The following is a 14027-nucleotide window of genomic DNA, read 5'->3' on the forward strand; positions in this document are numbered from 1 at the left end:
AATTGTTTGTCAATGTTCACTCGCTAAGGATTCAAGAGCCGCTCTACGGCTTCCGCGCACCGTTCCCCGTCAATCCCGGCTGATACGATGCCGCCTGCATATCCGGCTCCTTCCCCGCAGGGAAACAACCCTTTCAGACGAACGTGTTGCAGCGTATCTTTGTCTCTGATGATGCGCACCGGAGCCGATGTACGGGTTTCCACTCCAATCATGGTAGCTTCGTTGGTAAGGAAACCGTGGCTGTACTTCCCGAATTGCTGGAAACCTTTGCTCAGACGGTTTGCAATGAACGGCGGTATCCAGAAGTGTAGAGGCGATGACACCAATCCGGGAGCATATGAACTTTCCGGTAGGTCGTAGCTGAGCTTTTTCTTTGTAAAGTCCGCCATGCGTTGTGCCGGTGCTGTTTGCTTCATGTTGCCCTGCTGCCAGCAAAGGCGTTCCAAAGCTTCCTGAAAGTACATCATCTTGAGTGTTGAGTGTTGGGCGTTGAGCGTTGAATACTGAGCATTCACAGTTGAAAGTTGAGCATTAACTGCATCGTCTTGTTGCGCAGCCAATTCTTCATTCATCATTCTTAATTCTTCATTCTCCAAGTCTTCCGGTCGCAGTTCCACCACCATCCCCGAGTTGCTCCATCGGGACCCCCGGTTACTGGGACTCATGCCGTTGACTACTATTTGCCGGGGGCCGCTGGCTGCCGGAACGACAAAGCCGCCGGGGCACATGCAGAAGCTGTACACACCTCTTCCGTCCACTTGGGAAACAAAACTGTACTCGGCGGTGGGCAGATATTTGCCGCGTCCGTTGCGGTTGTGGTATTGTATTTGGTCTATCAGGGAAGCGGGATGCTCCAGACGGACTCCTACGGCGATGCCTTTGGCTTCTATTTCTACCCGGTTGGCTGCAAGCCAGCGGTATACATCCCGTGCAGAGTGTCCGGTGGCAAGTATTACAGGACCGAGGAGAGTTTGTCCGGTATTGGTTTCGATGCCTTTTACTTCATCGTTTTCAATAATAAGGGCGTCCATGCGTGTCTCAAAGTGTACTTCACCGCCACAATCGATGATTGTATTCCGCATATTTTCTATGACCCGCGGCAGTTTGTCTGTTCCGATATGGGGGTGGGCGTCTACGAGTATGGAGGATGAAGCGCCATGCTGGCAGAATACGTTCAGTATTTTATCTACGTTTCCCCGCTTTTTACTGCGGGTATAGAGCTTACCGTCCGAATAGGCTCCCGCGCCGCCTTCTCCGAAACTATAGTTGGATTCCGGGTCGACGGTTTGTTCCCTTCCTATCAGGGCAAGGTCTTTCTTGCGGTCGCGCACATTCTTTCCGCGTTCCACTATGACGGGGCGCAATCCAAGCTCTATCAGGCGCAAGGCGGCGAACAACCCGCCGGGACCGGCTCCTACAACAATAACTTGCGGCTTGTCCGATACATTATTATAGATGGTTTCCTGATACTCCTTTTCTTTCGGCATCTCATTGAGATAGGTGCGTACAGTCAGGTTTACGAAGATGGTCCGTTGGCGTGCGTCAATACTGCGTTTCAGAATTCGCGTAGCCGTAATATCGTGTGCGTTCAGTCCTTTCTCTTGTATGAGGTATTCTTTTAGGCGTTGTTCGTTGGCTGCAATTTCAGGCAATACGCGTAATTGGTATTCTTGTATCATTTGGTTTCTTTCTATAAGTAAGTGTTGAAATTTAATTTATATCAAGAGTATCTGTCATTCAGAGCGTAGCGAAGAATCTCTTCTCTGTGTATACATCAAGAGAGTAGATTCTTCGCTACGCTCTGAATGACAGATAGTATAAGCTAATTATGTGTATTCACTTATATAGTATGTATATCATTTATATAATATGTATATCATTTATATAGTATGTATTAATCCGTATATCCGGTATGTTCTGTGGCAAAATCATCCTTTGGCAGATTTAGCCGAACAATGCCCGGAATGCTTCTTCTACCTTTCTTACCGGAATCAGTTCTATCTTTAGTTTTGAGGTATTCAGTCCCTGCAAATTGTATTTTGGCAGTATAAACCGTTTGAAGCCGAGTTTTTCCGCTTCGCCGATGCGTTGTTCAATTCGGTTTACAGGGCGGATTTCACCGGACAGCCCTATTTCTCCCGCCATACAGATTTCGGGTTCGATGGCGGTATCCATGTTGCTGGACAGAATGGCGCTGATAACGGCCAGGTCGATAGCGGGGTCATTAACTTTCAGTCCGCCGGCAATATTGAGAAAAACGTCTTTTTGGGCAAGCTTGAAGCCGACACGTTTCTCCAATACAGCCAGTAACATATTCATTCTCCGTATATCGAAACCGGTGGCGGAGCGTTGCGGATTTCCGTATACGGCGCTACTGACTAATGCTTGAGTTTCTATCAGAAACGGTCGTATGCCTTCTATGGCTGAGGCGATGGCTATGCCGCTCATCCCTTCATGGTCTTGGCTGAGAAGCAGTTCCGATGGATTGCTTACCTGCCGCAGCCCGTCCTGCCGCATTTCATAGATGCCCAGCTCGGCAGTGCTCCCGAAGCGGTTTTTGATGCTGCGCAAGATGCGGTACATGTAGTGCTGGTCACCTTCAAATTGAAGTACGGTGTCTACGATATGTTCCAGTACTTTAGGTCCGGCAATGCTTCCTTCTTTGTTGATATGTCCGATGAGGATAACTGCTGTATGCGTCTCCTTGGCAAAGCGCAGAATAGAGGCGGAGCACTCTCTGACTTGGGCTATGCTGCCCGGAGAGGATTCAAGCGTCTCTGTGGAAATAGTCTGTATAGAGTCTATTATGACTAAATCGGGATGTGTATTCTTGATATGTACATAAATTTGTTCCAACGAGGTTTCACAGACAATCAAACAATCGCAGGAAGTACTTGACAGTCGGTCGGCACGCAGCTTCAATTGCCGGGCGCTTTCTTCGCCGGATATGTAAAGAATACGTTTTTCCGGTATACGGAGTATGGTTTGCAGTACCAGGGTGGATTTTCCGATGCCCGGTTCGCCGCCTATCAGTACGAGCGAGCCTTGCACCAGTCCGCCGCCCAGTACACGGTTCAGTTCCGCATCATGCAAGTCGATGCGGGGTTCGTCGTCAGCGGCAATCTCATTTAATGTTACGGGTTTTGCTTTAGCTGTTTCTATGCCCGATACCGGACGCTTGTTTACAACTTCCTTGCGTACAATCTCTTCTACATAGGTGTTCCACTCTCCGCACGACGGACATTTACCCACCCATTTGGGCGATTCCTGTCCGCAGTTGCTACATACATATACCGTTTTTTCTTTTGCCATAAAAAGAACTTCCTTTAGAATAATTGCCCAAAGGTACGATATTTTGCAGCAGAAATAATAGTGTCATGTAGAGTTTTTGGGCTGGAATCAACTTTTCGGTTCGTATGCTTTTTGGTAAAAGCTGCTTGTTGTGTGGGACAGGCAGTTGCTTGTTAAGTGGTGATTTCACCTGCAATGGGGCGGTTCATCAGTTCGCGTACCTCTGCGGGAGAGTAGTTGTGTCCTAACAAAAACATTAGTTTGGTCACAGCAGATTCTGTTGTGCTGTCGTATCCACATACTACGCCTGCCTGCATTAGCTGGTAGCCTGTCTCATAACGTTCCATTTCTACTGTACCGGCACTGCATTGAGTAACGTTTACAATGACAATACCCTGTTTGCAAGCATCGTGAAGGCGATGAAGGAACCATTCCTTCCGGGGGGCGTTTCCTGAGCCGTATGTTTCCAGAACTACGGCTTTCAGACCTTTTATGGCAAGAATGGCATCTACCACACTTTCTTGAATGCCGGGAAAAAGTTTCAGTATGGCAATATTGGTATCAAGCAGATAATGCGGCTGTAACTGTTCTTGTGTGTTTTCCGTATGTATCTGTACATTATTATATTTAATATGTATGCCGGCAGAAGCAAGCACAGGATAATTGTACGAGCGGAAAGCGTTGAAGTTCTCAGCATTTATCTTGGTAGTGCGGTTGCCGCGCATCAGGTGGTTTTCAAAGAAGATGCACACTTCGGGTACGATAGGCCGTCCGCCGGAATGTCGGGCGGTGGCTATTTCGATACTTGTCAGCAGGTTTTCTTTGCCGTCGGTGCGAAGTACGCCGATGGGAAGTTGTGAACCGGTGAGAATGACGGGCTTGTTGAGACCTTCGAGCATGAAGCTGAGGGCGGACGCTGTGTAAGCCATAGTGTCCGTACCATGAAGGATGACAAAGCCTGTGTATTGATTGTAGTTATCGCTGATGATGCGTACGAGTTTACGCCAGGCATCCGGGTCCATATCTGAAGAGTCCATAGGCGGATCGAACTGATAGGTATCGATGCTGAACGTAAAATTTTGAAGTTCGGGCACATGTTTCTGTAAATGCTCGAAGTTGAAGTTCTCCAAAGCTCCGGTTTCCATATTCTCTATCATTCCGATAGTTCCACCGGTGTAAATTAACAAAACGGAAGTATTATCTGGGTGCATACGCTCAATTCTTACATGATTACTATGCAAAGATAGTAATATATCTTCATAATAATGTCAAAATGATATAAAACTATGGCTGCGCTCACCTCTTTTCACTGTGAAAAGTGTGAATATGTTAGTAACGATATATACATATTTCTGTCCTTTATGAGATGAAAATGTGTTTTTATCGCAAAAAAGTCGTAAAACGTGATAGTTTGAATATTTTTATTGTTACTTTTGCAACACTTATCATGAACGATAGCAATAAGAGACAATGAACAAGTACTATCAACATACAGTCACATCCATGTGTACCATGACCCTTAGGGGTTGGGGATAGTATTTTGTGTTTCTACGTGTTACACCAATTTTTAGCAGTTTTTCTTATTTAGTTAAAGTCTATACGGGCTATGGCAGCTTGTTTTTGACACATTGTATCAACCATTTCAATCCAGTAAAAGAAATGAAAGTAATAAAATTCGGCGGAACATCCGTAGGTTCTGCGAACAGTATTTTAAGCGTTAAGAGAATTGTAGAAGCCATAAACGAACCTTTAATAGTGGTAGTATCCGCTTTGGGTGGTATTACGGATAAGCTGATTAATACTTCGAAAATGGCGGCGGCCGGTGACTCCTCTTATGAAAACGAGTTTCGTGAGATTGTCTATCGTCATGTGGAAATGATAAAGGAAGTAATTCCGGCAGGCGAAGCGCAAGTATCACTGCAACGCCAGGTGGGAGAGTTGCTTAACGAACTGAAGGACATCTTCCAGGGAATTTATCTGATAAAAGACCTTTCGCAAAAGACATCCGACACGATTGTGAGTTACGGCGAACGCCTTTCATCCATTATTGCCGCGCAACTGACGGGTGCTGAATGGTTTGATTCGCGCCGGTTCATCAAAACGGAGAAGAAGCATTCCAAGCATGTGCTGGATGCGGAACTCACTACCTCTTTGGTACGTGAGACATTCAGGGATATGCCTAAACGCGTATTGGTTCCGGGATTTATCTCTACGGACAAGATTACGGGCGAGGTCACTAACCTCGGTCGCGGCGGCTCCGACTATACGGCTGCCATTATAGCTGCGGCATTGGATGCCGATGCGCTGGAAATCTGGACGGATGTGGACGGCTTCATGACTGCCGACCCGCGTGTGATTTCCACTGCCTATACCATTAATGAACTGAGCTATGTAGAGGCCACGGAGCTTTGCAATTTCGGAGCTAAAGTGGTGTACCCGCCTACCATTTATCCGGTGTGCCATAAGAACATACCTATTATAATAAAGAATACTTTCAATCCCGAAGGAGCGGGAACCGTTATCAAACAAGAGGTTTCCAATCCGCAGAGCAAAGCCATAAAGGGTATTTCGTCCATCAACGATACAAGCCTGATAACGGTTCAGGGACTCGGTATGGTGGGTGTGATTGGTGTGAACTACCGCATCTTTAAGGCTTTGGCTAAGAATGGCATCAGCGTGTTCCTCGTATCACAGGCATCTTCGGAGAACTCTACTTCAATCGGTGTGCGTAATGCGGACGCCGACCTGGCTTGCGAAGTGCTGAACGAGGAGTTTGCCAAAGAGATTGAAATGGGAGAGATTTCGCCCATACAGGCGGAAAAGGATTTGGCTACGGTGGCTATCGTTGGCGAGAACATGAAGCACACACCGGGCATTGCCGGTAAGCTGTTCGGTACGCTGGGACGTAACGGTATCAATGTGATAGCTTGTGCACAGGGCGCTTCGGAAACGAATATTTCGTTTGTGGTGGACAGCAAGTCGCTGCGCAAGTCCCTGAATGTTATCCATGATTCTTTCTTCCTGTCGGAATATCAGGTGTTGAACCTCTTTATATGCGGTGTAGGCACGGTAGGCGGCAGTTTGATAGAACAGATTCACAGCCAGCGCCAGAGGTTGATGCAGGAGAACGGTTTGCAACTGAATGTGGTAGGTATTGCCGATGCCTCCAAAGCCATGTTCAGTCGTGAAGGCTTTGACTTGGAACGTTTCCGCGAAGAGTTGGCGGAGAAAGGCAAGGACAGCTCTTTGGATACGCTCCGTGACGAGATTATCGGCATGAACATCTTTAACTCCGTATTCGTGGATTGTACGGCGAGTGCGGGAGTGGCTTCCCTGTATAAAGACCTTCTGATGCACAACGTATCGGTAGTTGCCGCCAATAAGATTGCCGCTTCTTCGGAATACGAAAACTATCGTGAACTGAAGCAGATAGCCCGCCAGCGCGGTGTGAAATATTTGTTTGAGACAAACGTCGGTGCAGGTCTGCCCATCATCAATACCATTAACGACCTTATCCATAGCGGTGACAAGATACTGAAGATTGAAGCCGTGCTGAGCGGCACGCTGAATTATATCTTCAACAAGATAAGCGCGGATATTCCTTTCAGCAAGACCATTAAGATGGCTCAGGAGGAACGTTATTCCGAACCGGACCCGCGTATCGACCTTAGCGGCAAGGATGTAATCCGCAAACTGGTAATCCTTGCGCGTGAAGCCGGTTATCGCCTCGAGCAAAGCGATGTGGAAAAGAACCTCTTTGTTCCCGATGACTTCTTCGAAGGCTCTTTGGATGACTTCTGGAAGAAAGTGCCGAGCCTTGACGCCGACTTTGAAGCACGCCGCAAGGTATTGGAAGCGGAAAACAAGCATTGGCGTTTCGTTGCCAAGCTGGAGAACGGAAAGGCGTCCGTAGGATTGCAGGAGGTAGGCGTCAACCATCCGTTCTACGGTCTGGAAGGCAGCAACAACATTATCTTGCTGACCACAGAGCGTTATAAGGAATATCCTATGATGATACAAGGCTACGGAGCCGGTGCAGGTGTAACGGCTGCGGGAGTATTTGCGGATATTATGAGTATTGCGAACGTTTAATTCTTCATTCTTCATTCTTCATTTACAAAGATGAAACACATTATTATATTGGGTGACGGTATGGCCGACTGGCCTGTAAAGTCTTTGGGAGACAAGACCTTGTTGCAGGCTGCCAAAACGCCCTATATGGATAGGCTCGCACGGATGGGACGTGTAGGCAGGTTGAAGACTGTTACCGACGGTTTTCATCCGGGTAGCGAGGTTGCCAATATGTCCGTTTTGGGCTACGACCTTCCGAAGGTATATGAGGGACGCGGTCCGTTGGAAGCGGCAAGTATCGGTGTAGACCTGAAGCCGGGCGAAATGGCGATGCGCTGTAATATTATCTGCATTGAAGGAGATAATATAAAGAACCATTCGGCGGGACACATCACGACCGAAGAAGCCGATGTACTGGTGAAATATCTGCAGGAACATTTGGGCAATGAGCGCGTACGCTTCCATACAGGGGTGCAATACCGGCATTTGCTGGTAATAAAAGGCGGAGACAAGCGTATAGACTGCACTCCCCCGCATGATGTTCCTTTAAAACCCTATCGACCCTTGCTGGTGAAGCCCATGCCCGGTACGGAGGGTATCACAGTCCCCGAAGGACAAGCCGAACTGACCCCTCAACAAACCGCCGACCTGATTAACGACTTAATCATGCGTTCGCAGGAATTGTTGAAAGAACATCCCGTTAACAAGAAACGTGCAGCCGAAGGCAAAGACCCAGCTAACAGCATTTGGCCGTGGAGTCCGGGTTATCGTCCGCAGATGGAGAAACTCTCGGATAAGTTTCCTCAAGTGAAGAAAGGCGCTGTTATCTCGGCCGTAGACTTGATTAACGGTATCGGCTACTATGCCGGACTGCGCCGTCTGACGGTAGAAGGTGCTACCGGACTGTACGATACCAATTACGAGAATAAAGTAGCTGCCGCCCTTGACGCCTTGAAAACGGATGATTTCGTCTATCTGCATATCGAAGCCAGCGATGAGGCAGGGCACGAAGGCGATGTCCCTTTGAAGATGCTGACCATTGAGAACTTGGACAGCCGTGCCGTAGGTCCTGTTTATGAAGCTGTGAAAGATTGGGAAGAGCCTGTCGCTATTGCTGTTTTACCCGACCATCCCACTCCTTGCGAGTTGCGCACGCACACCGACGAACCGATACCTTTCTTTATTTGGTATCCGGGCATCGAGCCGGACGAAGTGCAGACTTTCGATGAGGTTGCCGCTTGCAACGGCAGCTACGGCCTGATGAAAGAAGATGAGTTTATAAACGAATTTATGAAAGAATTATGAAATACTACAGTACCAACAAACAAACCCCTGACGTTACCCTCGAAGAAGCCGTAGTGAAAGGGCTTGCCGCAGACAAAGGGCTTTTTATGCCCTTTACCATCAAACCGTTGCCGCAGGAGTTCTACGACAGCATCGATACGCTCGGTTTTCAGGAGATAGCCTATCGGGTAGCGGATGCTTTCTTTGGCGAAGATGTTCCGGCAGATACATTGAAGCAGATTGTATATGATACATTGAGTTTCGATGTTCCTCTGGTGAAGGTGACGGAAGACATTTATTCCCTCGAATTGTTCCATGGCCCCACACTTGCCTTTAAGGATGTAGGCGGTCGTTTTATGGCGCGTCTGCTGGGCTATTTCATCAGGAAAGAGGGCAAGAAGCAGGTAAATGTACTGGTTGCCACCTCGGGCGATACGGGCAGCGCCGTAGCCAATGGTTTCCTCGGTGTGGAAGGTATTCATGTCTATGTGCTTTATCCGAAAGGCAAGGTCAGTGAGATTCAGGAAAAGCAGTTCACTACACTGGGGCAGAATATCACGGCCCTTGAAGTGGACGGTACGTTCGACGACTGTCAGGCATTGGTGAAAGCGGCTTTCATGGACAAGGAACTTAACAGCCATTTGCAGCTGACCAGCGCCAACTCCATTAATGTGGCGCGTTTCCTGCCGCAGGCTTTCTATTATTTCTATGCCTATGCGCAGTTGAAGCGGGCGGGAAAAGCCGCTGATGCCGTAATTTGTGTGCCAAGCGGTAACTTCGGTAATATAACGGCAGGCTTGTTCGGCAAACGTATGGGACTGCCGGTAAAGCGTTTCATTGCATCCAATAACCGTAACGACATATTCTATCAATATCTGCAGACGGGTGTTTATACGCCGCGCCCCAGTATCGCCACGATTGCCAATGCCATGGATGTGGGCGACCCGAGTAACTTTGCACGTGTTCTCGACCTCTATGGCGGTAGCCATGCAGCTATCTCTGCCGAGATAAGCGGAGCTACTTATACGGACGGACAGATTGCCGAAACCATGAAGAATGTTTGGAAAGATGAGCATTACTTGCTTGACCCTCATGGCGCATGCGGTTTCCGTGCATTGCAGGAGGGCTTGCAGCCGGGCGAAACAGGGGTCTTCTTAGAGACGGCTCACCCTGCCAAGTTCAAAGACACGGTAGAGAGCATTATCGGTGAAGCGGTGCAGATACCGGAGAAGCTACAGGCCTTTATGCGTGGCGAAAAGAAGAGCCTTCCCATGTCGAAAGACTTTGCGGACTTCAAGCATTATTTGATGAGTATCTAATTACTCATTCTTTATCTTTCCGGCCTTATGGCTGTTGTCCCATAGCACAAGCACTTCTATCTTCAGGAGGCTGTGGCGGTAGAATAGCGTATAGTCGGGATGAGGGGTGATATATCGTATATTATCCACTTCCGTGGCTTGTCCGATGAAGGGATTTAGAGTAATGCGGTGGAGCGCATTCTGGAGGAGTGAGTATAGAATCTTGCTTTGATTCTTGTCTCCGTGTTTTTGCTGTGAAGACAGTAGAATACTCCTCAGTCCTTCTTTGGCAAGTGGCGACCAGATTATTTGTTTAACCATGACTCTGCCTCCTTGTTGATTGTTATATCCTCTTGTCCTTCTCCGTTTTCCAGTTGCCGGCAGGCAGTTTGAATGTCTTGGCGTAAGCGGTTGGAGAATATGAGTACTTGCTTGGTGGGTTGTGATGTTTGTTCCGGTTCGGTATCTTTCATATTTCAGTCTCCTTTTCCCTTAAAACGTTGTAAAGTTATGAATTGTTTAGGGATAGTCCGGGAACTTTAGCCGCTGTTACCATACGATACGTGTTTACGGCAGTGGCTGAGGGTAATTCAAAAAGACCAAGTATTCCCCTTCCGCTTCAATCGTAAATTCGGTTCCGGTACATTCGTTGAGAGTGCCCTGCCACCAGTTGGTAAAGTCGCTGAGAGGGTATACCAGTCCGAGCCCATGCAGTTTGCGGGCATTAAAGTTGATGATGGAGACTTGTTGTCCCGGCCGGCAGGTGAAGGTACATATATCTCGGCAAGGGATAAAAATGCCATAATCCGTGTAGGTACGCACATCAGCTCCGGCGCGCATATAGTCCATGAGTAAGCTGATGTTTCCTAAAGTATGGTCTTCGCGTTTGCCGGTGGCGCCGACAATGGCTATCCGGCGTTTGCCTTGCGACAACAGGTAGTTGACGGCTTTCGTCTGGTCGTTTGTTTCTTGTTCGGAAATGCGGTGAAGCAGATGCCCGTACTTCTTGCGGTTCTCCTCGCTGATGGAGTCACCGTCACCTATAATGAGGTTAGGTATATGCCCCTGTCGGATATATTCGTCCGCACCGCCGTCACAACAGACTACATAAGGCGTACCCGCTAATATCTCCAAGGGTAGAGGAGCGGTAGGATATTCTCCGTTCGCTAAAACAACTGCTTCCGCTTTCATAGTTTGATAATTGATAAATCAGGGATTAAAATCATAAATCGGTCTCTTGCTTCATCATCTTCTTCCATTTGAAGTAGCCAAAGATAGCGATTATTGTGTAAAGGCCGTATAGTGCGGCGGTAAAATCGAGTCCTTTATAGATGTAAAGTCCCGTACTCACAGCATCTACACCTATCCATGCCCACCATTGTTCCACGTATTTACGTGCCAACATCCACATGCCGACAATGCTGAGTGCTGTGGTGAAGGAGTCCAGCCACGGGACGTTGCTGTCTGTAAAGTTGATAAGTATCCAGGCAATGCCCACAAGCGTAACGGCAAATACCGCAATGAGCGGCAGCAGATACCGCAGCGGCATACCGGTTATCGGTAGTTCCTGTTGCCGGTTTTCTGTATCCGGAGTTTTTCTTTTCAGGATTGTCCGCCGCAGGAATGCGCCGTACTTCCACATTGTCCATCCGTATATGGCGGCTCCGAGGTAATAGATATTGATACCGAAATCTGCATACAAACCTGCGTTGTAGTAGACGAAGATATAGATAGCAGGCATAATGATGCCCGCTATCCAAAGATAGATGCTTGCCCGGTATTCCAACCAAAGGTAGAGAAGTCCGACAAGTGTTCCGATAATTTCGAGTGTATGCTCCATAATCAGCTTCAGAAGCGCAAAGAAATATGTCCTAATACATTGGTACCGGCCTGTGCGGCATATCCGGCATAGTTGTAGCGTACTTTCTGCCCGTCTTCATAATAGAAACCGCTGCCTGCATAGCCATTGTTCTCGTACTCTTCGTTGAAGAGGTTATAGATGGTACAGCCTACGGTTACCGACTTTATTTTGGGTAACGCAAATGTGTACGACAAGTTCAGGTTGCTGACGAAGTAAGCATCCAGAATATGGTCTTTGCAATCCAGATTACTCATGTATTGCTTGCTGACGTATTGCGATTGCAAAGATGCTTCAAATCCTTTGTAAGTATAGCCGAAACGGTTGTTCAGCAGGAAGTCGGGAGAGAAAGCGATGTGAGTGTCACCCAGATAAGTGTTCCACTTTTCGCCTGCCGGGTCTTCGTTCTCGTAGAGGGTTTCGGTGAAATTCTCTACACGGTTACGGCTCAACGTGGCATTGATGTCCCATTGGAAACCGCAAGCCAGTTTCAGACCGGCCATTAGTTCAATGCCCATACGGTAGCTGTCGGGTACGTTGGCAGCTACGGCTTCACCGATTTCGTTCAGTTCGCCGGTCAGCACCAACTGGTCTTTGTAGTCCATATAATAGAGGTTGGCGCCGAGTGTCAACCATGAGTTGGCAAAGGTGTAACCCAGTTCGTAGTCAAACAAACGTTCCGCTTTGGGATGTTCGGTAAACTTTCCGTCCGTATAGTTGTTGCGTGTCGGTTCTTTGTGGGCCACGCTGAACGAACCGTACACCCGGTTGTTGCGGTTGATTTGCCATGACAATCCGGCTTTGGGATTGAAGAAGTCGAATTTCTCGTGAATGGCAAGTTGCTGCAGGCCGTCGTCGGTGACGCTGTTCCATTTGTCATTCTGCCCGTACATCTTATAGGAAATGTGGCGGTATTGCAAATCGGCATAGGCATTGAGTCCGTCGCACAGCTCATAGTCGGCTTTCAAGTAGAGGTTTCCGTCATTTTTTGTGGCATTGTTGCGGTAGTAGTCTTTGTCGGGGTCAAGGTTGCCGACGTAGTTCTTTACCCACAGCACTTTGCCGAAGTGGTCGCCGTCATAGCGGTTCAGTCCGCCGCCGAGGGATGCGTGAAGGCGGTTGCCTTTATAATTGACGGAGAAGATGCCGCCGCCAAACCAGTTGTCCATTGCTTTTTTGCGGATAAGATCGCTCTTTTTGACGGTTTCACCGTCGTGTTCGTACGGGAGCAGACCGTATTCCACCAACTTGCGTCCGTTTTTGTACTCTTGATAGTAGCCGTCTCCTTTGGTATAGTGCAGGCCTACGTTTACATTCCAAGCAGAGGTGAAGTTATGGTTGAAAAGCAGCTGATAGTTCTTTTGTACATAGTTGTCCGTCTGGTCTTCATAGAAGTGGTCTGCACCGTTGTCGTCGGTGTACATATATCCGCAGGAGTTGTAGCGTCGGCCGTACTTTTCCAATTCTTCTTTGCTGGCATAGTTCCAGGCATGGTAGGTGCGCTCTTTTCCTCCGAAAGTTATCAGTTTGACGGAAGTGTTGTCATCATAATATCCACCTTGCAAGTAGTAAGAGTTCAGCCCTACCGATGCACGGTCGATGTAACCGTCCGAACTGATATTGGACAGGCGGGCATCGAAAGACCAATGCTCGTTGATGAGCCCCGTACCTGCTTTGACAGTCTCCTTGTGCGTGTTGAATGAGCCGTACGAAGCGTTCAACTCGGCATAAGGCTTCAGGGAGAAATCTCCGGTCTGCATATTAATACTGGCTCCGAATGCTCCTGCACCATTGGTAGAAGTTCCTGCACCGCGTTGTATCTGCATATCTTTGACAGAAGATGCAAAGTCGGGCAGATTCACCCAGAATACGGTGTGGCTTTCGGCGTCGTTGATAGGAATACCGTTGGCGGTGACGTTGATGCGCGTTCCGTCCGTGCCTCGTACTCTCAATGTAGTATAGCCGATACCCGCTCCTGCATCACTGGTGGTAATGGCAGAGGGAGTCATGCTCAACAGATACGGCAAGTCTTGGCCGAAGTTCTGCTTTTTAAGCTGTTCTTTGTTGATGTTGGTAAATGCCACCGGAGTAGTTCCTGTGGCACGTGTGGAAATAATCTCTACTTCTTGCAGGTCTATTACCCGCAAGCTGTCCTTTTCCTTTGTCTGTGCACAGACATTCAGCGCTGCCATAAACAGGCATGCTGCCATTGCATACTTCTTCAT

Annotated in this window: 11 protein-coding genes; 3 read left to right on the forward strand and 8 right to left on the reverse strand. The window is 48.1% G+C overall.

Features of this window, described 5'->3' with window-relative positions:
- Positions 1–23 precede the first annotated feature (23 nt).
- From KG118_RS10985 to KG118_RS10995, 3 genes are all read right to left on the reverse strand, one after another.
- Positions 24–1679 carry an NAD(P)/FAD-dependent oxidoreductase gene (locus KG118_RS10985; RefSeq protein WP_117712972.1) on the reverse strand — a complete coding sequence of 552 codons (1656 nt, stop codon included), beginning with the start codon at positions 1677–1679 and terminating at the stop codon, positions 24–26.
- Positions 1680–1944: 265 nt separating this feature from the next.
- Positions 1945–3312: a DNA repair protein RadA gene (radA, locus tag KG118_RS10990; RefSeq protein ID WP_117712973.1), complete on the reverse strand. Its 1368-nt coding sequence runs from the start codon at positions 3310–3312 to the stop codon at positions 1945–1947.
- 152 nt (positions 3313–3464) lie between these two features.
- Positions 3465–4502 carry an asparaginase gene (locus KG118_RS10995; protein WP_117712974.1) on the reverse strand — a complete coding sequence of 346 codons (1038 nt, stop codon included), beginning with the start codon at positions 4500–4502 and terminating at the stop codon, positions 3465–3467.
- A gap of 448 nt (positions 4503–4950) precedes the next feature.
- Here KG118_RS10995 and thrA point away from each other — a divergent pair, with 448 nt between their 5' ends.
- The 3 genes from thrA to thrC are packed head-to-tail and all read left to right on the forward strand — an operon-like array spanning position 4951 to position 9965.
- Complete coding sequence (thrA, locus tag KG118_RS11000; RefSeq protein WP_117712975.1) at positions 4951–7383, forward strand: bifunctional aspartate kinase/homoserine dehydrogenase I; 2433 nt, start codon at positions 4951–4953, stop codon at positions 7381–7383.
- 30 nt (positions 7384–7413) lie between these two features.
- A complete protein-coding gene (locus KG118_RS11005) occupies positions 7414–8667 on the forward strand; it encodes a cofactor-independent phosphoglycerate mutase (protein ID WP_117712976.1) in 1254 nt (417 codons plus the stop codon).
- A complete protein-coding gene (thrC, locus tag KG118_RS11010; RefSeq protein WP_117712977.1) occupies positions 8664–9965 on the forward strand; it encodes a threonine synthase in 1302 nt (433 codons plus the stop codon). Before KG118_RS11005 ends, thrC begins: the two co-directional genes overlap by 4 nt.
- Here thrC and KG118_RS11015 read toward each other — a convergent pair whose 3' ends face one another.
- From KG118_RS11015 to KG118_RS11035, 5 genes are all read right to left on the reverse strand, one after another.
- Positions 9966–10265 (reverse strand): type II toxin-antitoxin system RelE/ParE family toxin, encoded by a 300-nt coding sequence (locus KG118_RS11015; RefSeq protein WP_117712978.1) that lies wholly within the window; start codon positions 10263–10265, stop codon positions 9966–9968.
- Entirely contained in the window at positions 10250–10417 is a 168-nt protein-coding gene (locus KG118_RS11020; RefSeq protein WP_199598839.1) for a hypothetical protein, read from the reverse strand. The genes KG118_RS11015 and KG118_RS11020 overlap by 16 nt, the downstream gene beginning before the upstream one ends.
- 94 nt (positions 10418–10511) lie before the next feature.
- Positions 10512–11135, reverse strand: coding sequence for a thiamine diphosphokinase (locus tag KG118_RS11025; protein WP_117712979.1), 624 nt, complete (start codon positions 11133–11135; stop codon positions 10512–10514).
- 31 nt (positions 11136–11166) lie between these two features.
- A complete protein-coding gene (gene pnuC, locus KG118_RS11030; protein ID WP_117712980.1) occupies positions 11167–11784 on the reverse strand; it encodes a nicotinamide riboside transporter PnuC in 618 nt (205 codons plus the stop codon).
- 8 nt (positions 11785–11792) lie between these two features.
- Positions 11793–14027 carry a TonB-dependent receptor gene (locus KG118_RS11035; protein WP_117712981.1) on the reverse strand — a complete coding sequence of 745 codons (2235 nt, stop codon included), beginning with the start codon at positions 14025–14027 and terminating at the stop codon, positions 11793–11795.

Origin of the sequence: Bacteroides propionicigenes (assembly GCF_018390535.1) — a bacterium.
In the GTDB taxonomy this organism is placed as follows: Bacteria; Bacteroidota; Bacteroidia; order Bacteroidales; family Bacteroidaceae; genus Bacteroides; species Bacteroides propionicigenes.